38 protein-coding genes are annotated in these 25990 nt (G+C 62.6%); 26 read left to right on the top strand and 12 right to left on the bottom strand.

The features are described from left to right. Window positions 1-27 precede the first annotated feature (27 nt). From rpsJ to ACF8O7_RS17075, 12 genes are all read left to right on the top strand, one after another. Complete coding sequence (gene rpsJ, locus ACF8O7_RS17020) at window positions 28-339, top strand: 30S ribosomal protein S10 (RefSeq protein ID WP_003059431.1); 312 nt, start codon at window positions 28-30, stop codon at window positions 337-339. 211 nt (window positions 340-550) lie between these two features. Then, on the top strand, window positions 551-1225 hold the full coding sequence (gene rplC, locus ACF8O7_RS17025; protein ID WP_012202329.1) for a 50S ribosomal protein L3: 675 nt from the start codon (window positions 551-553) through the stop codon (window positions 1223-1225). Continuing rightward, complete coding sequence (gene rplD, locus ACF8O7_RS17030; protein WP_012202330.1) at window positions 1225-1845, top strand: 50S ribosomal protein L4; 621 nt, start codon at window positions 1225-1227, stop codon at window positions 1843-1845. The genes rplC and rplD overlap by 1 nt, the downstream gene beginning before the upstream one ends. Then, complete coding sequence (gene rplW, locus ACF8O7_RS17035) at window positions 1842-2156, top strand: 50S ribosomal protein L23 (RefSeq protein ID WP_012202331.1); 315 nt, start codon at window positions 1842-1844, stop codon at window positions 2154-2156. The genes rplD and rplW overlap by 4 nt, the downstream gene beginning before the upstream one ends. A gap of 2 nt (window positions 2157-2158) precedes the next feature. Next, window positions 2159-2983, top strand: coding sequence for a 50S ribosomal protein L2 (gene rplB / locus ACF8O7_RS17040; protein ID WP_012202332.1), 825 nt, complete (start codon window positions 2159-2161; stop codon window positions 2981-2983). Between the two features lie 10 nt (window positions 2984-2993). Further along, window positions 2994-3269, top strand: coding sequence for a 30S ribosomal protein S19 (gene rpsS, locus ACF8O7_RS17045; RefSeq protein WP_012202333.1), 276 nt, complete (start codon window positions 2994-2996; stop codon window positions 3267-3269). 10 nt (window positions 3270-3279) lie between these two features. Further along, complete coding sequence (gene rplV / locus ACF8O7_RS17050; protein ID WP_012202334.1) at window positions 3280-3612, top strand: 50S ribosomal protein L22; 333 nt, start codon at window positions 3280-3282, stop codon at window positions 3610-3612. A gap of 16 nt (window positions 3613-3628) precedes the next feature. Further along, window positions 3629-4501, top strand: coding sequence for a 30S ribosomal protein S3 (gene rpsC, locus ACF8O7_RS17055; RefSeq protein WP_012202335.1), 873 nt, complete (start codon window positions 3629-3631; stop codon window positions 4499-4501). A 2-nt stretch (window positions 4502-4503) separates the two neighbouring features. Then, window positions 4504-4920 carry a 50S ribosomal protein L16 gene (gene rplP, locus ACF8O7_RS17060; protein ID WP_012202336.1) on the top strand — a complete coding sequence of 139 codons (417 nt, stop codon included), beginning with the start codon at window positions 4504-4506 and terminating at the stop codon, window positions 4918-4920. Window positions 4921-4930: 10 nt separating this feature from the next. Continuing rightward, window positions 4931-5128, top strand: a complete 198-nt coding sequence (gene rpmC, locus ACF8O7_RS17065) for a 50S ribosomal protein L29 (RefSeq protein ID WP_012202337.1) — start codon at window positions 4931-4933, stop codon at window positions 5126-5128. Window positions 5129-5141: 13 nt separating this feature from the next. Beyond that, window positions 5142-5411 carry a 30S ribosomal protein S17 gene (gene rpsQ / locus ACF8O7_RS17070; RefSeq protein ID WP_016448513.1) on the top strand — a complete coding sequence of 90 codons (270 nt, stop codon included), beginning with the start codon at window positions 5142-5144 and terminating at the stop codon, window positions 5409-5411. A 118-nt stretch (window positions 5412-5529) separates the two neighbouring features. Further along, complete coding sequence (locus ACF8O7_RS17075) at window positions 5530-6036, top strand: peroxiredoxin (RefSeq protein WP_154833244.1); 507 nt, start codon at window positions 5530-5532, stop codon at window positions 6034-6036. A 107-nt stretch (window positions 6037-6143) separates the two neighbouring features. Here ACF8O7_RS17075 and ACF8O7_RS17080 read toward each other — a convergent pair whose 3' ends face one another. Beyond that, the gene (locus ACF8O7_RS17080; RefSeq protein WP_016448511.1) at window positions 6144-6635 is read right to left on the bottom strand and encodes a GNAT family N-acetyltransferase; all 492 of its coding nucleotides are present in this window, start codon (window positions 6633-6635) and stop codon (window positions 6144-6146) included. 65 nt (window positions 6636-6700) lie between these two features. Then, complete coding sequence (locus tag ACF8O7_RS17085) at window positions 6701-7399, bottom strand: cytochrome b/b6 domain-containing protein (RefSeq protein WP_016453566.1); 699 nt, start codon at window positions 7397-7399, stop codon at window positions 6701-6703. A gap of 159 nt (window positions 7400-7558) precedes the next feature. Between ACF8O7_RS17085 and ACF8O7_RS17090 the strand changes: the two genes are divergently transcribed. Continuing rightward, the gene (locus ACF8O7_RS17090; RefSeq protein ID WP_016448509.1) at window positions 7559-8005 is read left to right on the top strand and encodes a cytochrome c; all 447 of its coding nucleotides are present in this window, start codon (window positions 7559-7561) and stop codon (window positions 8003-8005) included. A gap of 63 nt (window positions 8006-8068) precedes the next feature. Here ACF8O7_RS17090 and ACF8O7_RS17095 read toward each other — a convergent pair whose 3' ends face one another. After that, entirely contained in the window at window positions 8069-8572 is a 504-nt protein-coding gene (locus ACF8O7_RS17095) for a TlpA disulfide reductase family protein (protein ID WP_017403794.1), read from the bottom strand. Between the two features lie 275 nt (window positions 8573-8847). On the opposite strand from ACF8O7_RS17095, the gene ACF8O7_RS17100 reads away from it, so the two are divergent. The 4 genes from ACF8O7_RS17100 (at window position 8848) to ptsP (ending at window position 12032) form a co-directional block, all read left to right on the top strand. Beyond that, window positions 8848-9318, top strand: a complete 471-nt coding sequence (locus ACF8O7_RS17100) for a hypothetical protein (protein ID WP_227468475.1) — start codon at window positions 8848-8850, stop codon at window positions 9316-9318. A 118-nt stretch (window positions 9319-9436) separates the two neighbouring features. Beyond that, entirely contained in the window at window positions 9437-9898 is a 462-nt protein-coding gene (locus ACF8O7_RS17105) for a PTS sugar transporter subunit IIA (protein ID WP_026061990.1), read from the top strand. After that, window positions 9867-10136 carry an HPr family phosphocarrier protein gene (locus ACF8O7_RS17110; RefSeq protein WP_016448505.1) on the top strand — a complete coding sequence of 90 codons (270 nt, stop codon included), beginning with the start codon at window positions 9867-9869 and terminating at the stop codon, window positions 10134-10136. Before ACF8O7_RS17105 ends, ACF8O7_RS17110 begins: the two co-directional genes overlap by 32 nt. 117 nt (window positions 10137-10253) lie before the next feature. Beyond that, complete coding sequence (gene ptsP / locus ACF8O7_RS17115; RefSeq protein ID WP_016453564.1) at window positions 10254-12032, top strand: phosphoenolpyruvate--protein phosphotransferase; 1779 nt, start codon at window positions 10254-10256, stop codon at window positions 12030-12032. Window positions 12033-12343: 311 nt separating this feature from the next. Here ptsP and ACF8O7_RS17120 read toward each other — a convergent pair whose 3' ends face one another. From ACF8O7_RS17120 to ACF8O7_RS17140, 5 genes are all read right to left on the bottom strand, one after another. After that, entirely contained in the window at window positions 12344-12814 is a 471-nt protein-coding gene (locus tag ACF8O7_RS17120) for a hypothetical protein (protein ID WP_047326975.1), read from the bottom strand. 16 nt (window positions 12815-12830) lie between these two features. Next, window positions 12831-13541, bottom strand: coding sequence for a hypothetical protein (locus ACF8O7_RS17125; RefSeq protein ID WP_034368188.1), 711 nt, complete (start codon window positions 13539-13541; stop codon window positions 12831-12833). 317 nt (window positions 13542-13858) lie between these two features. After that, entirely contained in the window at window positions 13859-14839 is a 981-nt protein-coding gene (gene lipA, locus ACF8O7_RS17130) for a lipoyl synthase (protein WP_013800257.1), read from the bottom strand. A gap of 10 nt (window positions 14840-14849) precedes the next feature. Then, window positions 14850-15575 carry a lipoyl(octanoyl) transferase LipB gene (lipB, locus tag ACF8O7_RS17135; protein ID WP_016448500.1) on the bottom strand — a complete coding sequence of 242 codons (726 nt, stop codon included), beginning with the start codon at window positions 15573-15575 and terminating at the stop codon, window positions 14850-14852. Further along, the gene (locus ACF8O7_RS17140) at window positions 15572-15889 is read right to left on the bottom strand and encodes a YbeD family protein (RefSeq protein ID WP_016448499.1); all 318 of its coding nucleotides are present in this window, start codon (window positions 15887-15889) and stop codon (window positions 15572-15574) included. The genes lipB and ACF8O7_RS17140 overlap by 4 nt, the downstream gene beginning before the upstream one ends. Window positions 15890-16175: 286 nt before the next feature. Between ACF8O7_RS17140 and ACF8O7_RS17145 the strand changes: the two genes are divergently transcribed. The 9 genes from ACF8O7_RS17145 to ACF8O7_RS17185 all read left to right on the top strand — a co-directional run bounded on the left by ACF8O7_RS17145 (window position 16176) and on the right by ACF8O7_RS17185 (window position 23415). After that, window positions 16176-16658: an ATP synthase subunit I gene (locus tag ACF8O7_RS17145; RefSeq protein ID WP_016448498.1), complete on the top strand. Its 483-nt coding sequence runs from the start codon at window positions 16176-16178 to the stop codon at window positions 16656-16658. 21 nt (window positions 16659-16679) lie between these two features. Continuing rightward, window positions 16680-17543, top strand: coding sequence for a F0F1 ATP synthase subunit A (atpB, locus tag ACF8O7_RS17150; RefSeq protein WP_016448497.1), 864 nt, complete (start codon window positions 16680-16682; stop codon window positions 17541-17543). A 51-nt stretch (window positions 17544-17594) separates the two neighbouring features. Continuing rightward, on the top strand, window positions 17595-17843 hold the full coding sequence (atpE, locus tag ACF8O7_RS17155) for a F0F1 ATP synthase subunit C (protein WP_011803767.1): 249 nt from the start codon (window positions 17595-17597) through the stop codon (window positions 17841-17843). Window positions 17844-17878: 35 nt separating this feature from the next. After that, entirely contained in the window at window positions 17879-18349 is a 471-nt protein-coding gene (locus tag ACF8O7_RS17160) for a F0F1 ATP synthase subunit B (RefSeq protein ID WP_016448496.1), read from the top strand. A 12-nt stretch (window positions 18350-18361) separates the two neighbouring features. Continuing rightward, entirely contained in the window at window positions 18362-18901 is a 540-nt protein-coding gene (locus ACF8O7_RS17165; protein ID WP_012202354.1) for a F0F1 ATP synthase subunit delta, read from the top strand. A gap of 48 nt (window positions 18902-18949) precedes the next feature. Beyond that, window positions 18950-20503, top strand: a complete 1554-nt coding sequence (gene atpA, locus ACF8O7_RS17170; RefSeq protein ID WP_016448495.1) for a F0F1 ATP synthase subunit alpha — start codon at window positions 18950-18952, stop codon at window positions 20501-20503. A gap of 18 nt (window positions 20504-20521) precedes the next feature. Continuing rightward, window positions 20522-21394: a F0F1 ATP synthase subunit gamma gene (gene atpG / locus ACF8O7_RS17175; RefSeq protein WP_012202356.1), complete on the top strand. Its 873-nt coding sequence runs from the start codon at window positions 20522-20524 to the stop codon at window positions 21392-21394. A gap of 34 nt (window positions 21395-21428) precedes the next feature. After that, window positions 21429-22838 (top strand): F0F1 ATP synthase subunit beta, encoded by a 1410-nt coding sequence (gene atpD / locus ACF8O7_RS17180; RefSeq protein ID WP_012202357.1) that lies wholly within the window; start codon window positions 21429-21431, stop codon window positions 22836-22838. Window positions 22839-22998: 160 nt separating this feature from the next. Beyond that, window positions 22999-23415 (top strand): F0F1 ATP synthase subunit epsilon, encoded by a 417-nt coding sequence (locus ACF8O7_RS17185; RefSeq protein WP_012202358.1) that lies wholly within the window; start codon window positions 22999-23001, stop codon window positions 23413-23415. A 65-nt stretch (window positions 23416-23480) separates the two neighbouring features. On the opposite strand, the gene ACF8O7_RS17190 is transcribed toward ACF8O7_RS17185, so the two are convergent. The 4 genes from ACF8O7_RS17190 to ACF8O7_RS17205 all read right to left on the bottom strand — a co-directional run bounded on the left by ACF8O7_RS17190 (window position 23481) and on the right by ACF8O7_RS17205 (window position 25891). After that, window positions 23481-23741, bottom strand: coding sequence for a hypothetical protein (locus tag ACF8O7_RS17190; RefSeq protein ID WP_016448494.1), 261 nt, complete (start codon window positions 23739-23741; stop codon window positions 23481-23483). Between the two features lie 100 nt (window positions 23742-23841). After that, window positions 23842-24384 carry a TPM domain-containing protein gene (locus tag ACF8O7_RS17195; protein WP_016448493.1) on the bottom strand — a complete coding sequence of 181 codons (543 nt, stop codon included), beginning with the start codon at window positions 24382-24384 and terminating at the stop codon, window positions 23842-23844. Window position 24385: 1 nt separating this feature from the next. Continuing rightward, entirely contained in the window at window positions 24386-25270 is an 885-nt protein-coding gene (locus ACF8O7_RS17200; RefSeq protein WP_016453560.1) for a YgcG family protein, read from the bottom strand. Window positions 25271-25303: 33 nt separating this feature from the next. After that, window positions 25304-25891 carry a LemA family protein gene (locus ACF8O7_RS17205; RefSeq protein WP_016448491.1) on the bottom strand — a complete coding sequence of 196 codons (588 nt, stop codon included), beginning with the start codon at window positions 25889-25891 and terminating at the stop codon, window positions 25304-25306. Between the last annotated feature and the right edge of the window lie 99 nt (window positions 25892-25990).

Genomic DNA, 25990 nt, shown 5'->3' on the forward strand with positions numbered 1-25990 from the left:
TAATTCTTAGAAAACTAGGAATACACAATGTCCAAGCAAAAAATCCGCATCCGCCTGAAGGCGTTTGACTACAAGCTGATCGACCAGTCGGCTGCTGAAATCGTTGACACTGCCAAGCGCACCGGCGCCATCGTCAAGGGTCCCGTGCCCCTGCCGACACGCATGAAGCGCTTCGACATCCTGCGCTCGCCGCACGTCAACAAGACCAGCCGCGACCAGTTCGAAATCCGCACTCACCAGCGCCTGATGGACATCGTTGACCCGACTGACAAGACGGTTGACGCTCTGATGAAGCTGGACCTGCCCGCAGGTGTGGACGTCGAGATCAAGCTGCAATAAGTACTTCACAGGCCCCTTGCGGGGCCGTTGAAGGGCTTTGATTTAACGCGAACTTGCTTGAAAAGGCAGTTCGCGTTAAAATTTGGGGCTTCGCCTTTCTTGAGCGAAGTTTTATCAACCTTCTTTCGTGCGCAAGGCCTTGGTCATCTGGGGCGGGAGCGCAACGCTGGGCCAATTGCAGTTTCAGCGGCGGAAGTTTTGGAGCAAACAAATGAGTCTGAGCAACTCCCTCGGGTTGCTGGGTCGCAAGGTGGGCATGATGCGTCTGTTCACTGATGATGGGGACGCAGTGCCTGTCACAGTGGTGGATGTGTCGAACAACCGCGTGACTCAGGTCAAAACCCAAGAGAACGATGGCTACGTGGCCCTGCAGGTCACTTTCGGTTCGCGCAAGGCATCTCGCGTGACCAAGCCAGAAGCCGGCCACCTTGCCAAGGCAGGTGTCGAAGCCGGTGAAGTGATGGGTGAATTCCGCGTGACCGAAGAAACCGCTGGCAAGTACGCCGCAGGCTCCGTCCTGCCCGTCGCCGAGCTGTTCTCGGTGGGCCAGAAGGTGGACGTGCAAGGCACTTCCATCGGTAAGGGCTTCGCCGGCACCATCAAGCGTCACAACTTCCGCTCGCAGCGCGCCTCGCACGGCAACAGCCGTTCGCACAATGTTCCCGGTTCCATCTCGATGGCCCAGGATCCAGGTCGCGTGTTCCCGGGCAAGAAGATGACCGGCCACATGGGCGATGAAACCATCACCACCCAAAATCTCGACGTGGTTCGCATTGACGAAGCACGCCAACTGCTCTTGATCAAGGGCGCTGTTCCGGGCTCCAAGGGTGGCTTCGTGACGGTGCGCCCCGCCATCAAGGCCAAAGCTTCCAAGGGAGCGAACTAATGCAGCTCGAACTCCTGAATGAACAAGGCCAGGCCGCATCCAAGTTTGATGCGCCCGAGACTGTTTTCGGCCGTGAATTCAACGAAGACCTCGTCCACCAGATCGTGATCGCCTACCGTGCCAACGCACGCCAGGGCACTCGCGCTCAGAAGGACCGCGAGCAGGTTCGTCACACGACCGCCAAGCCGTTCAAGCAAAAGGGCACCGGCCGTGCTCGTGCCGGTATGTCCTCCTCGCCTCTGTGGCGTGGCGGCGGCCGCATCTTCCCGAATCTGCCTGAAGAAAACTTCACGCAGAAGATCAACAAGAAGATGTACCGCGCCGGCATGGTTGCCATCCTGTCGCAGCTGGCCCGCGAAGGCCGTCTGGCCGTGGTGGACTCGCTCAAGCTCGAAAGCCCCAAGACCAAGGTGCTGGCCGACAAGTTCAAGGCCATGAACCTGGAATCGGTCATGGTGATCGCTGAAGAAGTCGACGAGAACCTGTACCTGGCTTCCCGCAATCTGAAGAACGTGTTCGTGGTCGAGCCGCGCTACGCCGACCCCGTGTCGCTGGTGCACTACAAGAAAGTGCTCGTCACCAAGGGTGCGATCGACAAACTCAAGGAGATGTTCGAATGAGCACGCTCAAGTTTGACGAAGGTCGTCTGATGCAGGTGTTGGTTGCTCCCATCGTGTCCGAAAAGGCCACCATGGTTGCAGAGAAGTCCAACGCCGTGACGTTCAAGGTGCTGCAGAGCGCCACCAAGCATGAAATCAAGGCCGCCGTGGAACTGATGTTCAAGGTGGAAGTTGCTGGTGTCTCCGTGGTGAACATCAAGGGCAAGACCAAGCGCTTTGGCAAGACCACCGGCCGCCGCGACCACGTTCGCAAGGCCTACGTGATGCTCAAGCCCGGTCAAGAGCTGAACCTGTCCGGGGAGGCTGCGTAATCATGGCTGTTATCAAGCTCAAACCGACGACCCCCGGCCAACGCGGCACGGTCAAGGTCACGCGTGACCATCTGCACAAGGGTGCAGGTTTCGCCCCCCTGCTGGAGCCTCAGCACCAGAAGTCGGGCCGTAACAACAACGGTCACATCACCACCCGTCACAAGGGCGGTGGCCACAAGCACCACTATCGCGTGGTGGACTTCAAGCGCACCAAGGACGGCATCCCCGCCAAGGTCGAGCGCATTGAGTACGACCCCAACCGTACGGCCCACATCGCTCTGGTGTGCTATGCCGACGGCGAGCGTCGCTACATCATTGCTCCGCGCAACCTGGAAGTCGGCGCAACGATCGTCAGCGGTTCGGAAGCCCCGATCCGCGTGGGCAACACCCTGCCGATCCGCAACATCCCCGTGGGTTCGACCATCCACTGCATCGAACTGAAGATCGGCGCTGGCGCGCAGATCGCCCGTTCGGCAGGTACGTCGGCTACGCTGCTGGCCCGTGAAGGCATCTACGCCCAAGTGCGTATGCGTTCCGGCGAAGTGCGCAAGGTGCACATCGAATGCCGCGCGACCATCGGTGAAGTCGCCAACGAAGAGCACAGCCTGCGCCGTCTGGGCAAGGCCGGTGTGAAGCGCTGGATGGGTATCCGCCCGACCGTTCGCGGCGTGGTGATGAACCCTGTCGATCACCCGCACGGTGGTGGTGAAGGCAAGACCGGTGAAGGTCGTCACGCTGTTGACCCATGGGGCAACCTGACGAAGGGCTACCGTACCCGTAACAACAAGCGCACGCAGTCGATGATTGTGTCGCGTCGTAAGAAGTAAAGGGTAGCAAATGACTCGTTCTCTTAAAAAGGGTCCGTTTGTTGACCATCACTTGCTGGCAAAGGCCGAGAAGGCCGTCGCCACCAAGGACAAGAAGCCCGTCAAGACCTGGTCGCGTCGCTCCATGGTTCTGCCCGAGTTCATCGGTCTGACCATTGCCGTGCACAACGGCAAGCAGCACGTGCCCGTGTATGTGACTGACCAGATGGTCGGCCACAAGCTCGGCGAATTCGCGCTGACCCGTACCTTCAAGGGTCACCCGGCGGACAAAAAAGCCAAGAAGTAAGGAATAGAACATGTCTGAAACACGTGCTGTTCTCCGTGGCGTCCGCCTGTCTGTGGACAAGGGTCGCCTGGTCGCGGACCTGATCCGCGGCAAGAAAGTGGACCAAGCCCTGAACATCCTGACGTTCACGCAGAAAAAAGCTGCCGTGATCATCAAGAAGGTGCTCGAGTCCGCCATCGCCAACGCCGAGCACAACGACGGCGCCGACATCGACGAACTGAAGGTCAAGACCATCTTCGTCGAACAAGGCACCACGCTCAAGCGCTTCACCGCGCGTGCAAAGGGCCGCGGCAATCGCATCAGCAAGCCCACGTGCCACGTGTACGTGACGGTTGGCAACTGAAAGGCCTGGGAAGAATATGGGACAGAAAATCCATCCTACCGGCTTCCGCCTGGCTGTTAGCCGCAACTGGGCCAGCCGTTGGTACGCAAGCAACCGCGACTTCGCCGGCATGCTGGCCGAAGACATCAAGGTGCGCGAGTTCCTGAAGGCCAAGCTGAAGAACGCCGCCGTGTCGCGCATCCTGATCGAGCGTCCTGCAAAGAACGCCCGCATCACGATCTTCTCGGCACGTCCTGGTGTCGTGATCGGCAAGAAGGGCGAGGACATCGAGAACCTGAAGAAGGAACTCGCAACCCGTCTGGGCGTGCCCGTGGCTGTGAACATCGAAGAAGTGCGCAAGCCTGAAATCGATGCCAAGCTGATCGCCGACTCGATCTGCCAGCAGCTCGAAAAGCGCATCATGTTCCGCCGCGCCATGAAGCGTGCGATGCAAAACGCCATGCGTCTGGGTGCCCAAGGCATCAAGATCATGTCTTCGGGCCGTCTGAACGGTATCGAAATTGCACGCTGCGAGTGGTACCGCGAAGGCCGTGTGCCACTTCACACGCTGCGCGCCGACATCGACTATGGCTTCTCCGAAGCCAAGACGACCTACGGTGTGATCGGTGTGAAGGTCTGGGTCTACAAGGGTGACACGCTGGGTCGTAACGACCTGCCGGCAGCCGAGACCCCCCGCCCCGAAGAAGAGCGTCGTCCTCGCGGCCCCCGCCGCGATGGTCGCGGCGATGGTCGTCGTGACGGTGCTGGCCGTGGTGCCCGCCGCCCCGCAGGCGCTAACGCAGCACCTGCAGACGGCAGCGACAAGCCCGCCGGCGCTGGCGCTGATTCCGTTAAGCGCGTTCGCAAGACTGACGCGCCCGCTACAGCAGCGGACGGTAAAGGAGAATAAAGATGCTGCAACCTGCTCGCCGCAAATACCGCAAGGAGCAAAAGGGTCGCAACACCGGTATTGCAACGCGTGGTAACTCCGTTGCTTTCGGTGACTTCGGCCTGAAGTCCACTGACCGTGGTCGCCTGACGGCACGTCAGATCGAAGCGGCTCGCCGCGCGATCTCGCGTCACGTCAAGCGCGGCGGTCGTATCTGGATCCGCGTGTTCCCGGACAAGCCAATCTCTACCAAGCCCGCAGAAGTGCGTATGGGTAACGGTAAGGGCAACCCCGAGTACTACGTGGCCGAAATCCAGCCCGGCAAGGTGCTCTACGAAATCGTGGGCGTCCCTGAAGAGCTGGCTCGTGAAGCGTTCCGCCTGGCCGCTGCAAAGCTGCCGCTGCGTACGACCTTCGTGTCCCGTCAAATTGGTGCCTAAGGAGAACAACATGACGAAAGCTGCTGAACTCCGCCAAAAAGACGTTGCCGGCCTGGAAGCCGAAGTGAAGTCCCTGCAAAAGGCTCACTTTGGTCTGCGTATGCAGAAGGCCACGCAACAGCTGGGTAACACGAACACGCTGCGTACCACGCGCCGTGACATCGCCCGCGCCAAGACCATCCTTGCTGAAAAGCAAGCCGCCAAGTAATCAGGAAGCCGACATGACGGAAGCTAAAAAATCCCTCAAGCGCACCTTGATTGGCAAGGTGGTCAGCGACAAGCGTGCCAAGACCGTGACGGTCATGGTTGAACGCCGCGTCAAGCACCCGATCTATGACAAGATCATGATCAAGTCCAGCAAGTACCACGCTCACGACGAGCAAGGTGAGTACAAGCTGGGCGACGTGATCGAAATCACGGAAAGCCGCCCGCTGTCCAAGACCAAGAACTGGGTTGCTACCCGCTTGGTGCAAAAGGCTGCTCTGGTGTAAGCCTACCTAGGCCCACCGGCTGCAAAGCCACAGGAAACGACCCACAATGTGGGTCGTTTTTTCGTTTGGGGACCGCCATTTCGGCGGCCCCCGGTTTTGCACCACAAAGGAGATAGAGATGATCAAAGTCGGAGATGCCCTGCCCGCTGCCACCCTGATGGAATACGTGGAAGTCGAAGGCAATGGCTGCAGCATCGGCCCCAACCCCGTGAAGCTGCCCGAAGCCGCTGCAGGCAAGACCATCGCGGTCTTCGCCGTGCCCGGTGCATTCACTCCCACCTGCTCGGCCAAGCATGTGCCCGGCTTCGTGGAGCAGGCCGAAGCCTTCAAGGCTGCCGGCGTGGACGAGATCTGGTGCCTGTCGGTCAACGACGCCTTCGTGATGGGCGCATGGGCCCGCGACCAGAAGACCGATGGCAAGGTGCGCATGCTGGCCGACGGCGACGCCGCATTCGCCAAGGCCACCGGCCTGACGCTGGATCTGAACGGCAAGGGCCTGGGCCTGCGCAGCAACCGCTATTCCATGCTGGTCAAGGACGGCAAGGTCGTCACGCTGAACGTGGAAGGCCCTGGCAAGTTCGAGGTCAGCGACGCGGCCACTTTGCTGGACCAGGCCAAGGCCTGATCGCGCTGCAGGCCTTCTGGCCTGCGCACCGCGCTATTGCGAAAAAAGGCATTGCACCCGGGTGCAATGCCTTTTTGTATTGGGGGCGCTGGTTCGGCCAGGCCGGCCTAGAAAATATCGGCCTTGAGGTAGTGCGCCCCCGCGATGGGGTTGTGATAGTAGGGCGGGATTTCCTCGAAGCCCAGGTCGACGTAGAGGGCGCGGGCCGATTCCATGTCGTCCAGCGTGTCCAGCAGCACATGGTCATAGCCGGCCTGGCGCGCCACATCAAGCATGGCTTCGGCCAGCTGCCGACCCAGTCCGAAACCGCGAAAGGCCTTGCGCACGAACAGGCGCCTCATCTCGGCGGCATTGGCGTAGTCGCAGTTGTCCAGGGGGCGCAGGGCGCAGCAGCCGGCCACTGCGCCATCGACCCTGGCCAGCAGGATGTGGCCGCGCGGCGCAGCGTAGTCGCCGGGCAGATCGGCGATCTCGGCCTCGAAATCTTGAAATTGCAGATCGACATCCAGGCTTGCAGCGTACTCCCGGAAGATCTGGCGGACTTCGTCCCAGTCTTCCGCGGGATTCGGCGCCAGCAAGGCGACAGCAGGCTTGTCCACGGGCACTCAGCTAAAACGACGGAAAGCGCAGTGTAGCGGCAAGCGGCCCACCTCTGGCTGCGCCGTCAGAAAGCGCCACCAAGCTGCTGTACCCACCATGCCGCAGCGCCTGCCCCGAAGGCCAGGGCCAAGGCCAGCCAACGGCTGCCTGCCGTGTCGCGTGAGGCGGGTACTGGCGCGGACAACTGTTTGTCCCCGGTCACCATGGCTCGCACCAGGCCGCGCCCGCGCCAGGCATAGAACACGATGGCCAGAAGATGCAGGGCCACCAGTGCGTACAGCAAATACTGTCCCCAATGCGCGTGATAGGCCGTGGCCTGCGCCACCGTGTCGCCCGATGCGAAGCGGCTCAGCGGCCCGGAGAACGCAATCTCGTCATCGCTGAGCAATCCGCTGCCTACCTGGGCGATCAGCACCGCCAGCATGGCCAGCACGGACAGAGCGCCCAACGGGCTGTGGCCTGCGCTGTCGCTCTCCGCTCCTTGTCCGCGCAGATGGCGCAGCAGGGCGGAAGGTGCATGGATGAAGCTGGCAAAGCGCGACCAGCGGCCACCCACCAGGCCCCACAACAGGCGAAACAGCAGCAAGGCCAGCATGACATGGCCCAGCAGCAGATGCCAGTTCATGGCATTGCCGCCCAGTTTGGCCGTCACGACCAGGGCAATCACGGTTGCGGCCAGCAGCCAGTGAAACAGCCGGGTGGGCAGGTCCCAGATGCGGACCTTGTGCTTGGCGGCGCCTTGTGCGGTCGGTTCTTGTGCCATGGCATGAGCGTGTGGGTGGGAATGAGTGCATTGTGCCGACCTGCATTCCGGAGCCGGCAGTCAATGCACCCTGGCTGCGGTCAATCAAAGCTGCGCCCGCAAGGCGTCACTGCCATACTGACCCGGCAGATTTCCCCACACTCGAAAAGGAAAACCACGATGAAGAAAGTTTCTGCATGGGCGCTGGCCGCCCTGGTGGCCGCTACCGCGCTGCCGGCTTCCGCCCAGTTTGCCAAGTCCGAGGACGCCATCAAGTACCGCCAGGGCGCGCTGGCCGTGCTGGGCCAGCACTTCGGTCGCCTGGGTGCGATGGCGAACGGAAAGATCCCCTTCGATGCCAAGGCGGCCCAGGAAAACGCCGAGGTGGTGGCCTTCATGGCCAAGCTGCCCTGGGCAGGTTTCGGCGCAGGCACGGAGGGTGGAAAGGCCAAGCCTGAAATCTGGAAGGAGCAGGCCAAGTTCCAGGATCTGTCGGAGAAGATGCAGGCCGAGACGGTCAAGCTCGCTGCTGCGGCCAAGTCCGGCAACCTGGACCAGCTCAAGGCGGCCTTCGGCCCGGCCGCTGCCAGCTGCAAGGCCTGCCACGACAGCTTCCGCAGCCGCTGATCGGCATGCAGATGCAAAAAAACCGGCGTGATGCCGGTTTTTTCTGGGCTTGCCTGCGCCGTATCAGGCTTCGGCCAGCAGTTTCTCGATCAGCCGGTGCAACTCGGCGAAGTCAGGCGCTCCCACATAGCGCTTCACGATGTCGCCGCGCTTGTTGACGATGTAGGTGGTAGGCGTCAGCTGCACATCACCCCAGGCGCGGGCCACGGCGCCGGTGTTGTCCAGCGCCACCTTGAACGGCAGCTTGCGCGAATCGGCGAAGTTCACCACATAGCTGGGCGGGTCGTAGCTCATGGCCACGGCCAGGGTCTCGAAGCCCTGGCCCTGGAATTTCTGGTGGGTGGCGACGATCTCCGGCATCTCGGCCACGCAGGTGGTGCAGCTGGTGGCCCAGAAATTGACCAGCGTCACCTTGCCCTTGAAATCGGCCGTGGTCTGCTTGCTGCCATCCAGCAGCACGAAGGTCGATTGCGGCGCCGCCGTCTGGCCTGCGCCCGAATACACCCATGCGCCCATTCCGGCGGCTGCGGCGATCACCACGCCTGCGATCCAATGTTTGCTTGCCATAGCGACGATTGTGCCCAAAGTTGTGCCCGTAGGCCTGCACGCATGCCGTGCACCGCGTTTCGATGCGCGGCAAGGGCAAAAGTTCGGGTCTCGGTCAAGCGGGCCGTGTCGATAATGCCGGCATGACATTGATGGAAAGCTTTTTGATCCCCATGGCAAGGCTCCGCGCTCCTGCCATGCGGCTTGCTGCCGCTGTGCTGGTGTTGACGCCCTTGGCCGCATGCAGTCCCCGGCTGGATTGGCGGCAGGTTGCGGTCGAGGGCACGCCACTGCGTGTGCTTTTGCCTTGCGATCCGCAATCGGCCACCCGGCCGGTGGAACTGGGCCAGGGCATGGGCACGGTGCAGATGTCCATGATGGGATGCGACGCCGATGCGTCCACCTACGCGGTTTCCCACTTCCTGGTCAGCGAGCCCTCCAGGGCCGCCGAGATGCTGTCGTACTGGCAGGCGGCCGTGCTCGGTCAGATGAATCCGGGTGCGCCGGGACAGGCGCCGGCCGGCGCCAAGCAATTGCGCTCCAAGGAAGATGGCTCCTTCGTGCCTGCAGGCGCCTTGAATCTGCCGCAGTCGCTGCGCACCACGTTTGAAGGCGTGGGCCCCCAGGGCTGGAAGCTCACGGCCCATGGCGTGTGGTTTGCACGAATGGAGCCGGCGGGCGCGCGCCTCTACCATGCCGTGATCTACAGCGACAAGCCGCGCACAGACGAGGCCAACAACTTCTTCGCCAGCCTGCAACTGCAGTAGCAACAGGTTTGGAGCCACGGATGCGGGAGGCAACTGTGGCATGGAGCGCAGCGCAGGCGCGCCGTTTGCCCTGCATGCGCCTTCGCACGCCATAATCGACTCCGAACCCTGTGACTTCATGACCACGCGCATCCTTTTGTTCACCCACGCACCTTTGGCCCAGGCACTGCGCGAATGCGCCCTGCATGTGTTCGCCGACAGTGCCGAGGACGTCCTTGCCCTGGATGTGCCCGCTCAGGAGCCGCCCGAGGCCACCCTGATGCGTGCCGAGCAGTTGCTTGAAGACCATGGCGGCCTGCTGGGGCTGCCCACGCTGGTGCTGACCGACCTCTTTGGTGCGACGCCCTGCAACGTGGCGCAGCGCCTTGTGGCGCAACTGCCTGCCGGGCGGCTGGTGGCCGGAGTGAACTTGCCCATGCTGCTGCGCTCCATAGGCTATCGCCACGAGGCGCTGGAAGCCGTGGCCGAGCGTGCCTTGGCGGGAGGCAGCCATGGGGTGATGCAGGTGGGCGTGAACACGCCTCAGAACCAGAGTCCGCGACCATCCAATGATCAAGACCCCTATCACCATCAGCAATAAACTGGGCCTGCACGCCCGCGCCTCTGCCAAGCTCACCAAGCTTGCAGGCAGCTTTCCCTGCGAAGTCTGGATGAGCAAGGGCGAGCGGCGCATCAATGCCAAGAGCATCATGGGCGTGATGATGCTGGCTGCCGGCATGGGCTCCGAGGTGCTGCTGGAGACCGACGGAGCACAGGAGCAGGAAGCCATGGATGCGCTGACCGCCCTGATCAACGACAAGTTTGGCGAAGGCCAGTAATGTGCCTTTGCGGCGCTGGCAGACGGTGAGCGCAACAGAGCAACACGCGCTGGAACTGGACGATGCCGCATTGCGACGGTCCGGGGCCTGCGCAGCAGCAGGCAAAGGACAGGCGCAATGACGTTTGCAATCCACGGACTGGCCGTGTCACGGGGTATCGCCATAGGGCGTGCGGTGGTGGTGGCCTCCAGCCGCATGGAGGTGGTGCACTACTTCATCCGGCCCGACCAGGTGGACGCGGAAATCGACCGCGCCCGCAGTGCGCGCAATGCCGTCATCGACGAGCTGCGCCGCCTGCAGGATGAAATGCCCAAGGATGCGCCGGGCGAGCTGGATGCCTTGCTCGACGTCCACCTGCTGCTTTTGCAGGACGAGGCCCTGGCCGCCGCCATCAAGCACTGGATATCCGATCGCCTCTACAACGCCGAATGGGCGCTGACCACGCAGCTGGAGGTCGTCTCGCGCCAGTTCGACGAGATGGAGGACGAATACCTGCGCGAGCGCAAGGCGGACCTCGAGCAGGTGGTCGAGCGCATCCTGCGCCATATGAAGGGCATGGCCAGCCCCGTGCCCGCACCGGCCGAGCTGTTGGCAGTCGAGGCAACGGGGGAGGGCACGCCGCCGCAGCAGCCACTGCTGCTCGATGGCGCCACCGAGGCGCCGCTGGTTCTGGTGGCGCAGGACCTGTCGCCAGTGGACATGCTGCAGTTCAAGAGCCGGTTGTTTGCCGGCTTCATCACGGCCGTGGGTGGCCGCACTTCGCACACGGCCATCGTGGCGCGCAGCATGGACATTCCTGCCGTGGTCGGCGCCCGGGCTGCGGGGCAACTGATCCGCCAGGACGACTGGATCATCATCGACGGCAATGCAGGGGTCGTCATCGTCGATCCCTCACCCATCATCCTGGCCGAATATGGCTTTCGCCAGCGCCAGAACGAGCTCGAGCGCGAGCGCCTCTCGCGCCTGCGCCACACGCCTGCGCTGACGCTGGACGGAGAGCGTATCGAGCTGCTGGCCAACATCGAGCAGCCCGGCGACGGGCCTGCGGCCGTGCATGCGGGCGCGGTGGGCGTGGGGCTGTTCCGCACGGAATTCCTGTTCATGGGGCGTGGCGGCAACCTGCCCGGCGAGGAAGAGCAATACCGGGCCTACCGCGAAGCCGTGGATGGAATGCAGGGCATGCCCGTGACCATTCGCACGCTGGACGTGGGCGCCGACAAGCCGCTGGACAAGGCCCAGCCCAAGGACTACTATCTGAACCCCGCGCTGGGTCTGCGCGCCATCCGCTGGAGCCTGGCCGATCCGGCCATGTTCCGCACCCAGCTGCGCGCCATCCTGCGTGCTGCCGCGCATGGGCAGATCCATCTGCTGTTCCCCATGCTGGCCCACCAAAGCGAGATCGAGCAGACCCTGGCCCAGGTGAGGTTGGCGCAAAGCGAGCTTGACGCGCGCGGCGTGGCGCACGGCCCGGTCAAGCTGGGCGCCATGATCGAGGTGCCTGCGGCAGCGCTGATCGTGCGCACCTTCCTGCGCTATTTCGACTTCCTGTCCATCGGCACCAACGACCTGATCCAGTACACGCTGGCCATCGACCGCGCCGACGAGACCGTGGCCCATCTCTACGATCCCCTGCATCCCGCCGTGCTCAAGCTGGTGGCGGATGTGATCGCCGAAGGAAGGGCGCAAGGCAAGAGCGTCTGTGTCTGCGGGGAGACCGCCGGCGATGTGGCCATGACGCGCCTGCTGCTGGGCCTGGGCCTGCGCAGCTTTTCCATGCATCCGGCGCAGATCCTGGTCGTCAAGCAGGAAATCTTGCGTGCCGACACACGCAAGCTGGCCGCCTGGGCGCAGGAAGTCCTTCGTTCGGACAGCCCGGCAGCGCTGCTGAGCCCATGACTTCGGTCAAGTGAAGGCGCGAGGCAAAAAAATCACAACTTCAGTTGCGATTGATTCTCATTCGATGTTATGATCCGCTCCAATGCAGCAAGAAGCTCTCTGGTGGGGAATTCGAGCTGCAAGCTTTTTCAGTTTCATCGTGGGGCGACTCGCCAGGCCTGTTCAGCCTGCAGCAAGTCGGTTTGCCAGCCAGCGGTCTGCCGGTTAGCCAGGCTTTTTTTCTACGTGGAACGGGAAAGCACGATTGCATTCAATTCAAGCAGGGCATGCACGTTGGCCCTGCTTTTTTATTGCCTTCAACTGCGTCGGCATCAGTTGCTTTCCGGCTCAGGATGGCCTCGCACGACAAAGCGCCGCGAAAACCCCAGGGGGCGCGTGACGGCGCGCGGATCGCCAAGAAATGGCAGCCGGAATCCAGGTTCCTGCAGGATTTCGACACTCCAGTCCGTATTTCCCATGAATCGAAATCGCACCAGCGATCGTTCGTCCGATGGCAGCAACGAGAAGCTGCCCGTGGAATACATGCTGCCTATCACGGCCTTGTCGAGTGCCTGCAAATTCTCGTCGAGCAGCGTGATCCGCAGCATCTCCTCCATGGGCGTGTCATCGGTGGTGAACAGAAGGTAGAGGTCGTTCCATTGAAAGGCTGCCTCGAGAATGGTGCCGTCCACCAGAATGGGCGTTGCATTCCCGTTGAGCACCAGGCGGCTTTGCGGTACCTGCCCTGCAGGATGGGATGCGGCGGGCTGCAGTGACAACTGCCGGTCGGAGAGGATGCGCATCTGTTGTCCTGAAGTGTCACCAGAGGAATTCGACGCCTATGGCAGCCAGTGCCCCGCCGACAAAAGCGCCGACCACCACGCAGGCAGGTGCCCCGGGCCCGCAGGCCAGCCCGGCCAGGGCACCACCTGCCATGCCTCCACCGATCCCGGCACCTGTGACGGCCAATTCCTTGCCGGCGGCCTCCACCTTGTTGTCTGCGTTGGCGATGGTGTAGACCGATACCGCAATGGAGAAGACCAGGAGGCCGCGTCCTGCCCGGGAGAGCGTGCGCATTCTCTGGGTGATGGCGGCATTGGACTTGCCGGCGGATTTGACGATTTCGCCATACACGGCGTTTTGCTGGGCCGCCGTGAGGCGATCGAACCGCACGTTGGGGCCGTGCAATTGCTGGGCCTTGCGGGCAATCAGCTCATTGAGCGTCTTGCCCTCGCTCTTGATGCGTTGCGCCATGGCTCTGCCCACGGGGGTGCTGCGGCCTCGGATGATCTCCATGATGACATTGCGCGCCTCCTGGGCCTGTTGTGCAGCCTGTCCCCAGGTGATGCGACCGCTCGTGGCCTGCAACTGAAGCTCGTTGGCCATGGCCTGAATCTGTCGGGCATAGGCCAGGCGTGCAGATGAGTCCAGCGAGAGATGCACCCCGGCATTGGCAACCTCTGCTTTCAGTGCCTGTATGGCGGCATCGAATGCTGCACGGTCCTTTTGCTCGTCATTGGCCATATGCATTTATCCCTTTGTCAATGGATCGGCGCCCGAACGCCCGAAATCCTGGATTTCATGTCGTTGAGCCGCATTCCGGGGTCGTTCGGATTTTTTTGAATGCAGAAAGCATTCGGAAAATCGGCATCATAAAGAGATCGGGAAATTCATCAACCGAGATGCCGGTGACACATGGCATCGATTGTTTGTTGCTGAATGTGTATTCAGGTCAAAACCGGCGCCTGAATGCCATGCCTCCAGACATGAAAAAGGGGATGGCCTGCAAAGGCCATCCCCGAAGTGCGTGAAGAAGGCCGCCCTGCAGGCAGGCGGCCATCGCCGGCTCAGACGCCGGCGGCGTGTGCCTGCTGGTCCGCGTGGTAGCTCGAGCGCACCATGGCGCCCACGGCTGCATGCGTGAAGCCCATCTTGTACGCCTCTTCCTCGAACATCTTGAAGGTGTCGGGGTGCACGTAGCGACGCACCGGCAGGTGGCTGTTGCTGGGTGCCAGGTATTGGCCGATGGTCAGCATGTCGATGTCATGCGCACGCATGTCGCGCATGACCTGCAGGATTTCCTCATCGGTCTCGCCCAGGCCCACCATGATGCCGCTCTTGGTCGGAACCTTGGGGTGCAAGGCCTTGAACTTCTTGAGCAGGTTCAGCGAGAACTGGTAGTCCGAGCCGGGACGCGCTTCCTTGTACAGGCGCGGTGCGGTCTCCAGGTTGTGGTTCATCACATCGGGAGGCGCGGCCTTGAGGATTTCCAGCGCACGGTCGTCGCGGCCACGGAAGTCGGGCACCAGGATCTCGATCTGGGTCAGCGGCGAGAGCTCGCGGATGTTCTTGATGCACTCGACGAAGTGGCCCGAGCCGCCATCGCGCAGGTCGTCGCGATCCACGCTGGTGATGACCACGTATTTCAGGCGCAGCTCGGCAATCGTCTTGGCGAGGTTGAGCGGCTCGTTAGTGTCCAGCGGGTCGGGGCGGCCGTGGCCCACATCGCAGAACGGGCAGCGGCGCGTGCACTTGTCTCCCATGATCATGAAGGTGGCCGTGCCCTTGCCAAAGCACTCGCCGATGTTGGGGCAGGAGGCTTCCTCGCAGACCGTGTGCAGCTTGTTGGCGCGCAGGATGTCCTTGATCTCGTAGAAGCGCGTGGTGGGGCTGCCCGCCTTGACGCGGATCCACTCGGGCTTCTTGAGTGCTTCGCCATGCTCGACCTTGATCGGGATGCGCGAAAGCTTCGCTGCCGCCTTCTGCTTGGCCAGCGGGTTGTACTCGGCTTGTGACTGCGCTTCGCGCACGACGGTGTTGGTGGTCATGGTTCTGGATTCAGGGGGCTAGGCGGCGCTGCAACTGTCGTCCCAGCACGCGCGCGGCTTCGTCCCAGGTTGTCTGAACGCCGATTGTAGAAAGGTCCACCGTTTGCAGCCCTGCGTAGCCGCAAGGGTTGATCCGGCCGTAGGGTTCCAGGTCCATGGCGGCGTTCAATGCAACGCCGTGATAGGTGCAATGCCGGCTGACCTTGATGCCCAGGGCTGCAATCTTGCCCAGCCCCGAAAAATCGGGTTGGGGCGCGGGCGAGCCGGGCGCGCGCAGTTGCGGGCGCTGGGGCAGCATGGCATGGCTGCGAGGGTCGTCGAGGCGCACGTAGATGCCGGGGGCGCCTTCCACGCGGTGGCCGGTGATGCCGAAATGCTCCAGCGTGCGGATGACCGCATCCTCGATGCGGAACACGTATTCCTTGACGAAGTAGCCCAGGCGCTGCAGGTCCAGCAAGGGATAGGCGACCACCTGGCCCGGGCCGTGGTAGGTGACCTGTCCGCCGCGGTTGGTGGCCACCACGGGAATGTCGCCAGGGCTCAGCAAGTGGTCACTTTTGCCGGCGAGGCCTTGTGTGAAATGCGGGGCGTGCTCGCATATCCACAGCTCGTCGCGCGTGCCGGCATCGCGTTGGCTGGTGAAGGCCTGCATGGCCTGCACCGTGGCCTCGTAGTCCGTGCGGCCCAGCAGGCGCAGATCCAATGACTGCGACTGCTGCGCGTCAAGGGTGCTCACAGCACCACTTTCACCAGCGGATGCGAGGTGAAGGCGCGGTACAGATCGTCGAGTTGTTCGCGGCTGGTCGCCGTCACCGTGACGGTGACGCCCAGGTATTTGCCGCTGCTGCTGGGGCGCAATTCAATGGTGCTGGCGTCAAAGGCAGGGTCGAAGCGTTGGGCGATCTGGGTGATCTCGTGCACCAGATGCTCGGCCTTGACGCCCATGACCTTGATGGGGAACTGCGACGGGTACTCGATCAGCGAATCCTTGCGCGGGTCCGCGCCCGGCTCGGTGGCTGGGGTGGGGGTAGGGGTGGAGGCGTCGGTCATAGGTGAATCAAGGTTAATCGCTTGGCGTTGGAGGCGATTGTGCGCTATCGTTCGCGGCCATGTCGCAGCCCGGGGCTGCCGCGTCGTCCGCCACGAGAACTCCACACACAACAAACAAGTGGCCTGCGGCGCGAGGCTGGCGCTGTTGGCCGGCTGCCACACAGCCCGGTCGCCGCCTCCGTTTTGGGCATGCCCGTAACAACCCCTATCGTTCGGCAGGGGTTTTTACTTATAATCAGAGGCTTTGTGAAAAAGTCTTGTCTGGTCTGCGGCCTTAGAGAATTCAATGAAAAACTACGCCGCCGACACAGACGCTGACAGGGAACTTGAGGGCGAGGATTCCGACTTCAAGCCCCTGACCTCCGAGGAGGCTCAGGAGTGGCGCACGCGAAACCCGCAGATGTCTGTGTGGCGTTTCGTGGTGGTCCAGGCGGTGGTGGGCGTGCTGGTGGCACTGGTCGCATGGCTGGTGACGGGGCGCGCCGAGGTCGGATGGTCGGCTGCCTACGGTGCCTTGTCGGTGGTGTTGCCGGCAGCGCTGTTTGCGCGTGCCGTCGTACGAAAGAGGCCGGGCGGCGCTGCAGCCGCCATGGTGGGAATTTTTGGCTGGGAACTGGTGAAGCTGGTGCTGTGCATTGCCATGCTGGCGGCTGCACCCAAGCTGGTCCCGGGGCTGAGTTGGCTGGCGCTGCTGGCGGGCTTGGTAGTCGTCATGAAAACGTATTGGGTCGCGCTGATAGTGCGATCCAGTGTCCGAAAAACCGATTGATATTTGAAGAGAAGTTGACCGATGGCCGCAGACGCGCACGCACCTACTGCAAGTGAATACATCGTTCACCACCTGCAGCACCTCCAGAACATCAAGCAAAAGTCGATCATCGACTTTTCGGTCATCAACCTGGACTCGATCGTCGTCAGCGCCACGCTGGGCGTGCTGAGCCTGTTCGTGCTGTGGCTTGCCGCGCGCAAGGCCACATCGGGCGTTCCGGGGCGCTTCCAGGCGGCTGTAGAGCTGCTGGTCGAGATGGTGGACAACCAAGCCAAGGCCAACATCCACAACGCGCAAAGCCGCAAGTTCATCGCTCCCCTGGCACTGACCGTGTTCGTGTGGATCTTCATGATGAACGCCATGGACATGCTGCCGGTGGACCTGCTGCCGGTGCTGTGGCAGGGCTTCCAGGGTGACTCGCACGCCTACCTGCGCGTCGTTCCCACGGCTGACCTCTCGACCACGCTGGGCCTGTCCTCGGCCGTGCTGATCCTGTGCTTCTTCTACAGCATCAAGATTAAGGGCATGGGCGGCTGGGCCCACGAACTGGTGACTGCCCCGTTCGGCACCAGCAAGAATCCCGTGTTTGCACTGATCCTGGGTGTCGTGAACCTGGCCATGCAAATCATTGAATATGTCGCCAAGACGGTTTCGCATGGCATGCGACTGTTCGGCAACATGTACGCTGGTGAGTTGGTGTTCTGTCTGATCGCTCTGATGGGCGGTGCGGCTGCCATGTCGCTTTCCGGTGTGTTGCTCCCCTTGGGGCACATCATTGCAGGCTCTATCTGGGCGATCTTCCACATTCTGATCATCACCCTGCAGGCCTTCATTTTCATGATGCTGACGCTGATCTATCTCGGCCAGGCGCATGAAGCCCACTGACCATTTCCTTTCCCTCTCAACCTTTCTCTTTCTTTAATCTCAGGAGTCATCATGGAAAACATTCTCGGTCTCGTCGCTCTGGCTTGTGGTCTGATCGTTGGTCTGGGCGCTATCGGCGCTTCGATCGGTATCGCCCTGATGGGTGGCAAGTTCCTGGAATCGTCGGCACGTCAGCCTGAGCTGATCAACGAACTGCAAACCAAGATGTTCATCTTGGCCGGTCTGATCGACGCTGCCTTCCTGATCGGTGTGGCCATCGCTCTGCTGTTCGCTTTCGCCAACCCCTTCGTCCTGGCCTAAGCTCCGATCAACGCCCTAGATAGAAAGGTGTTGCCGTGAGTATCAACGCGACCCTGTTCGTCCAGGCCATCGTTTTCCTGATCCTGGTGCTGTTCACGATGAAGTTCGTGTGGCCCCCGATCGCGAAGGCGCTGGATGAACGAGCTCTGAAAATCGCCGATGGCCTCGCTGCTGCCGACAAGGCCAAGACCGACCTGGCCGCTGCCAACAAGCGCGTCGAGCAGGAACTGGCCCAGACGCGCAACGAAACGGCATCGCGGCTTGCGGACGCCGAACGCCGTGCCCAGGCCATCATCGAAGAAGCCAAGGCCCGTGCCTCCGAAGAAGGCAACAAGATTGTTGCTGCTGCCCGCGCCGAGGCCGAGCAGCAGACAATCCAGGCCCGTGAAGCCCTGCGCGAGCAAGTGGCTGCGCTGGCCGTCAAGGGCGCCGAGCAGATCCTGCGCAAGGAAGTGGATGCCGGCGTCCATGCCGACCTGCTGAACCGCCTGAAGACCGAGCTGTAAGGAAGAGCAAACATGGCAGAACTCGCCACCATTGCCCGTCCTTACGCAGATGCCCTGTTCAAGGCCAGCACCCAGCAGGGTGCTGACCTGTCCGGCACTGTTGCCTGGGCGGAGGAATTGGCGGCGATTGCCGCCAATCCGCAATTGCGCCAGCTGGCCGACGACCCCAAGGTGACCGACGAACAACTGTTCGACGTCATCAGCGGCGTGGCCGGCTCGGCATTGCCCGATGCCGCACGCAACTTTCTGCGCGTCATCATTGAAAACGGCCGACTGCAAGCCCTGCCAGAAGTGGCGGCCCAGTTTCGCAGCCTCGTGAACCGCGCCGGTGGCTCGTCCGACGCCGTGGTTCAAAGCGCATTCCCCATAGATGCTGCCGCACTGGCCGCACTCGGGACTTCGCTGGAGAAGCGTTTCGGCCGAAAGCTGAACCTGTCGGTGCAGCAAGATCAGTCCCTGATCGGTGGCATCCGCGTCGTGGTGGGTGATGAAGTTCTTGACACCTCCGTCAAGGCCCGCCTGGAACAAATGAAAGCGGCCCTCATTGCGTAACAACGCGACTGAGGTCTCGGCTAACCAAAGCTAAAGAAGGAAAGAGTCATGCAACTCAATCCCGCAGAAATTTCTGAACTGATCAAGAGCCGCATCGAGGGTCTGGCTGGCAGCAGCGACATCCGTAACGAAGGCACCGTGGTTTCGGTGACCGACGGTATCGTGCGCGTGCACGGCCTGTCGGACGTGATGCAAGGCGAAATGCTGGAATTCCCCGCAGGCAAGGACGGCCAGCCCTCCTTCGGCCTGGCGCTGAACCTCGAGCGCGACTCCGTCGGCGCCGTGATTCTGGGCGAGTACGAGCACATCTCCGAAGGCGACACCGTCAAGTGCACGGGCCGCATTCTGGAAGTGCCCGTCGGCCCCGAACTCATCGGCCGCGTGGTCAACGCCCTGGGTCAGCCCATCGACGGCAAGGGCCCGATCAACGCCAAGATGACGGACGTGATCGAGAAGGTCGCTCCCGGCGTGATCGCACGCCAGTCCGTGGACCAGCCCCTGCAGACCGGCATCAAGTCCATCGACTCGATGGTGCCCGTCGGCCGTGGCCAGCGCGAACTGATCATCGGCGACCGCCAGACCGGCAAGACCGCCGTGGCCATCGACGCCATCATCAACCAGAAGGGTCAGGGCGTTACCTGCATCTACGTTGCGATCGGCCAGAAGGCTTCCTCGATCAAGAACGTGGTGCGTGCCCTGGAGCAGGCCGGCGCGATGGAATACACCATCGTCGTGGCTGCCACCGCTTCCGAATCCGCTGCCATGCAGTACGTGTCGGCCTACTCGGGCTGCACGATGGGCGAGTACTTCCGCGACCGCGGCGAAGACGCGCTGATCGTCTATGACGACCTGTCCAAGCAGGCCGTAGCCTACCGCCAGGTTTCGCTGCTGCTGCGCCGTCCCCCGGGCCGCGAAGCCTTCCCCGGCGACGTGTTCTATCTCCACAGCCGCCTGCTCGAGCGCGCAGCCCGCGTGAATGCCGACTATGTCGAAGCCTTCACCAAGGGTGAAGTCAAGGGCAAGACGGGTTCGCTGACGGCTCTGCCCATCATCGAAACCCAGGCGGGTGACGTGTCGGCCTTCGTGCCCACTAACGTGATCTCGATCACGGACGGCCAGATCTTCCTGGAAACCAGCCTGTTCAACGCCGGTATCCGCCCCGCCATCAACGCCGGTATCTCGGTGTCGCGCGTCGGTGGTGCTGCACAGACCAAGCTGGTCAAGGGCCAGTCCGGCGGTATCCGTACCGACCTGGCGCAATACCGTGAGCTGGCTGCCTTCGCGCAGTTCGCCTCCGACCTGGACGAAGCCACCCGCAAGCAGCTCGACCGCGGTGCCCGCGTGACCGAACTGCTCAAGCAGGCCCAGTACAGCCCCCTGTCCACCGCCCTGATGGGCGCTTCGCTGTTCGCAGTGAACAAGGGCTACATGGACGACATCCAGGTCAAGCAAGTGCTGGCTTTCGAGTCTGGTCTGCACCAGTTCCTGAAGACCAGCCACGGCGCCCTGATCGACAAGCTGAACGCTTCCAAGGCCATGGACAAGGATTCCGAAGCCGAATTGAACGCCGCCATCGTTGCGTTCAAGAAGTCGTTCGCTTAAACCGGACGAGGAGCCATCATGGCAGCAGGTAAGGAAATTCGCGGCAAGATCAAATCGGTGGAAAACACCAAGAAGATCACCAAAGCCATGGAAATGGTGGCCGCATCCAAGATGCGCAAGGCGCAGGAACGGATGCTGGCTGCACGCCCGTACAGCGAAAAGATCCGCAACATTGCAGTCCATCTTGGCCAAGCCAACCCCGAGTACGTGCACCCGTTCATGCAAGTGAACGGTGATGCCAAGACTGCCGGCGTCATCGTTGTGACGACGGACAAGGGGTTGTGCGGCGGCATGAACACCAACGTGTTGCGTGCTGTCACGGCCAAGCTGCGGGAGCTGCAGGATCAAGGCGTGTCGGCAGAAGCGGTGGCCATTGGCAACAAGGGTCTGGGCTTTCTGAACCGTGTCGGCGCCAAGGTGGTTTCGCACGCGACGGGTCTGGGCGATACGCCCCATCTGGAAAAGCTGATCGGCCCTGTGAAGGTGCTGCTCGATGCGTACGCAGCGGGCAAGCTGAGCGCGGTGTACCTGAGCTACACCAAGTTCATCAACACCATGAAGCAGGAATCGGTGGTGGAGCAGTTGCTGCCCCTGTCGTCCGAGAGCATGCAGGCCGAGAAGACGTCTGGCCATAGCTGGGACTACATCTACGAACCCGATGCGCAGTCCGTGATCGACGAGCTGCTCGTGCGTTACGCAGAGTCCCTGGTCTACCAAGCGGTTGCAGAAAACATGGCGTCCGAGCAATCGGCGCGCATGGTGGCCATGAAGGCCGCGACCGACAACGCCGGCAACGTCATCAGCGAGTTGAAGCTCGTCTACAACAAGACGCGTCAGGCAGCCATCACGACCGAACTGTCGGAAATCGTGGCTGGCGCCGCTGCGGTGTAAACGGCTTTAACAGACAAACTAATTGGAGCAAAAAATGGCTCAAGTGCAAGGCAAGATTGTTCAATGTATTGGCGCTGTGGTGGACGTCGAGTTCCCCCGCAACGCAATGCCCAAGGTGTTCGATGCCCTGAAGCTCGACGGCTCGGCCCTGACGCTGGAAGTGCAGCAACTGCTGGGTGACGGCGTTGTGCGTACCATCGCCCTGGGCTCGTCCGACGGTCTGCGTCGTGGCCTGATGGTGTCCAACACCGGCAACCCCATCACCGTGCCCGTGGGCAAGGCGACGCTGGGTCGCATCATGGACGTGCTGGGCAACCCCATCGACGAACGCGGTCCCGTGGATCAGGCCCTGACGGCCCCCATCCACCGCAAGGCACCGGCTTATGACGAGCTGTCGCCTTCGCAGGAACTGCTGGAAACCGGCATCAAGGTGATCGACCTGATCTCTCCCTTCGCCAAGGGCGGCAAGGTGGGTCTGTTCGGTGGCGCCGGCGTGGGCAAGACCGTGAACATGATGGAACTCATCAACAACATCGCCAAGGGCCACGGTGGTCTGTCGGTGTTTGCCGGTGTGGGTGAACGTACCCGTGAAGGCAATGACTTCTATCACGAAATGTCGGACGCCGGCGTGGTCAACCAGGAGTCGCTGAACGACTCCAAGGTCGCCATGGTCTACGGCCAGATGAACGAACCCCCGGGCAACCGTCTGCGCGTGGCGCTGACCGGCCTGACCATGGCCGAAGCCTTCCGTGACGAAGGCAAGGACGTGCTGTTCTTCGTGGACAACATCTACCGCTACACGCTGGCCGGTACCGAAGTGTCCGCTCTGCTGGGCCGCATGCCTTCCGCCGTGGGCTACCAGCCCACGCTGGCCGAGGAAATGGGCCGCCTGCAAGAGCGCATCACCTCGACCAAGGTCGGTTCGATCACTTCCATCCAGGCCGTTTACGTGCCTGCCGATGACTTGACCGACCCCTCGCCTGCCACGACGTTCGCCCACTTGGACTCCACCGTGGTGCTGTCGCGTGACATCGCTTCGCTGGGTATCTACCCCGCTGTCGACCCGCTGGACTCCACCAGCCGCCAGCTGGACCCCCAGGTCGTGGGTGAAGAGCACTACAAGGTGGCCCGCGAAGTGCAGGGCACGCTGCAGCGCTACAAGGAACTGCGCGACATCATCGCCATTCTGGGCATGGACGAGCTGGCTCCCGAAGACAAGCTGACCGTGGCCCGCGCCCGCAAGATCCAGCGTTTCCTGTCGCAGCCTTTCCACGTGGCCGAAGTGTTCACTGGCGCTCCCGGCAAGTACGTGTCGCTGGCTGAAACCATCCGTGGTTTCAAGATGATCTGCGCCGGCGAGTGCGATCACCTGCCCGAGCAGGCCTTCTACATGGTTGGCACCATCGACGAAGCCTTCGAGAAGGCCAAGAAGCTGGCGGCTTGAGCCTGCGGCACCCCCTGAGCGACTGCGTCGCCTCCCCCTCTCTACCCGCTTTGCGGGGGAGGGGGGCGACACCCTCGCCGAGGGGCGGCCCTTGCTCGGTGTCCCCGATCTGGGCCCTGCCGGTTCCAAGTTCCAGTCCTACCTTTTCTGAGGAGCAAAGATGAACACCATCCATGTTGATGTGGTCAGTGCCGAAGAGTCCATCTTCTCCGGTGAAGCGCGCTTTGTCGCCCTGCCCGGTGAATCCGGCGAACTGGGCATTTTTCCCCGCCACACTCCGCTGATCACGCGCATCAAGCCCGGCTCGGTGCGTATCGAGATGGCTGACGGCAGCGAAGAGTTCGTCTTCGTGGCCGGCGGCATCCTGGAAGTGCAGCCCAACTGCGTGACCGTGCTGTCCGACACCGCCATCCGCGGTGCCGACCTGGACGCCGAGAAGGCCGAGAAGGCCAAGCTCGAAGCCGAGGAAGCGCTGAAGAACGCCAAGAGCGAAGTCGATCTGGCGCGTGCCCAGTCCGAGCTGGCCGTCATGGCCGCCCAGATCGCGGCCCTGCGCAAGTTCCGCCAAAAGCGCTGAGCCCTCCCGGGACCAGCCGCAAAAAAGCCGCCCTCGGGCGGCTTTTTTCATGGTGCGAAGGCGTCTCAGTCGCCGCAGCGGGCCTGGTAGACGTAGGTCACTGCGTTGTCCTTGGGGTCGACCGTGCGCGACTTGTGCGTCACGGCCTTGGCTGGCACGGGGCACAGCGCGCGGATCTGCTGCTCGCATCGCTTGGGGTCGTCCTCGCGCAGCTTGCAGCTGAGCACATAGTCGTACTCTTGCGAGTCATCGAGGACGGGGCTTGCGCAGGCGCTCAGGGCCAGCACGGCGGCCAGCAGGCCCAGGCGGGCCAGGGTGTTCTTCATGGTGTGGATGCTCCTTGATGAAATGGCGTGACGCTATCACAGCCTCCGTGCCCGCGATAGCTCGATGAAGGGGGGCGCTCGGCCTGAGGGCCGGTTTGCCTCAGTGCCGCTGTATCACGACGGTATCGGGAAGATTGTCGCCACCTTCGTGCACAGGCTGCAACGGGTCGCGCGGGAAGTTGGTTTCCAGCAGCAGGCTCACGCGCTCCAGGGCTGCTGTCATGCCCATGGCATAGTGGCCGCCCTGGAAAGCGGCCTGCATGTCACTGATCAGCGTCTGCCACTGCTGCGCAGGCAGGGTGCGCGCCAGGGCGCGGTCGGCGACGATCTCGATGGCGTGGTCGGCCAGCAGCAGATAGATCAGGGCGCCGTTGTTGTGCTCGGTATCCCAGACGCGCAGCTTGCCGAACAGCGTGATGGCGCGCTCGCGCGGCGTGGCATCGCGCCAGATGTAGCTGGGCGGCAGGCCGGGCTCGACGCAGATACGGATCTGTCCTGTATGGCGCTGCTCGCTCATGGTGATCAGGCGCTCCAGCTCCGCCAGGGTCTCGGGTGGGAGTGCACGCCGCAGCTGCCCTTCGGCCCAATGGTGGCGCAGCAGCCGGACCAGACGCTGAACAAAGCCTGTGATCGCAGCCGCCATCTCACCAACTCCCCGAGGCGCCGCCGCCCCCAAAACTGCCGCCTCCCCCGGAGCTGAAGCCTCCGCCGCCGCTGCTTCGTCCGCCGCCTCCGCCAAAACCACCGCCGTAGCCACCCCCTCCGCCCCATCCACCGCCACCCCTGCCGGAGCGGCCGCTGCCCAGCAAGGTGAACAGCAGAGCGACGATGCCCGCTCCGCCAGCCACCAGCAGACTGGTGGTCACCACATAGGCGGCAATGCCGGCGCCTGTGCCTGCCAGCACCGAGGCCAGGGGCCGGCCCAGCATCGAGCGCAGGATGGGGCCCGCGATGACCACACCGAAAAAGAAGAACAGCATCAGGTCTTCCATGTCGAAGCCACGGTCCGGGCTTTTGGAGGAAGGGGCATTGGGGGAGGGGGCCGGCAGCTGCTCGCCCGCAATGCGTGCCGCCACTTGGTCCAGCGCAGCGGCAATGCCGCCTGCATAGTCGCCCTGGCGAAAGCGCGGTGTCATCTGCTGGTCGATGATGCGAGCGGCCGCCAGGTCGGGGATGGCGCCTTCCAGCGCGCGGGCCACTTCCAGCCGCATGCGCCTGTCGTTCTTGGCAATCACCATCAACAGCCCGTCGCCCACGTCGCGGCGGCCTATCTTCCAGTCGCTGGCCACGCGCCAGGCATAGGCGGCGATGTCCTCGGGCGCCGTGGTGGCCACCATCAGCACAACGACCTGCGAGCCCGACTTCTGTTCAATGCTGCGCAGCCTGTCTTCAATGGCCCGTGCCTCGTCGGGCGACAGCGTGCCCGTCTGGTCGATGAGCCGGGCCGTCAGCGGGGGGACGGGTTGCGGAGCCTGCGCCAGCGCGCTGCCTGGCAGCAACAACGCTGCCAGGAGCAGGGCGCAAAGCATGCGCCAGAGCGGCGCCAGGGATGTGGTCACGGTTTACTTGTTGCCGAAGTCCACCGTGGGCGGGCGAGAGATTTCGGCCTCGTTCTGCACGCTGAAGGTGGGCTTGGGCTCATAGCTGAAGACCTTGGCTGTCAGATTGGTCGGAAAGCTGCGCGCCAGCACGTTGTAGGACTGCACGGCCTGGATGTACTGGTTGCGCGCCACGGTGATGCGGTTCTCCGTGCCCTCCAGCGTGACGCGCAGGTCACGGAAGCCCTGATTGGCCTGCAACTGGGGGTAGCGCTCGGCCACCACCATCAGCCGGGACAGCGCACTGGACAGCTCACCCTGCGCCTGCTGGAACTTGTTGAAAGCCTCGGGGTTGTTGACCAGCTCGGGCGTGGCCTGGATGGAGGTGGCCTTGGCGCGCGCCTCCACCACCTTGGTCAGGGTCTCCTGCTCGAAATTGGCCTCGCCCTTGACCGAGGCCACGATGTTGGGCACCAGGTCGGCACGGCGCTGGTACTGGTTGAGCACCTCGCTCCAGGCCGACTTGGTCTGTTCGTCAAGGCGCTGGAAATCGTTGTAGCCGCAGCCGGTCAGTACCAGAACGGTGGCAAGTGTGGCGATTAGACGTTTCATGAGATGACAACCTGAAAGCGACAATGGAAGACAGTATCGTGCACGATGCTGCGCATCGCTGGCGATTGTGCTACGCACCTGGCCCGCCGCCCTGTAGGG

Source organism: Delftia sp. WSY_16, assembly GCF_043104415.1.
GTDB lineage: Bacteria > Pseudomonadota > Gammaproteobacteria > Burkholderiales > Burkholderiaceae_C > Comamonas > Comamonas tsuruhatensis.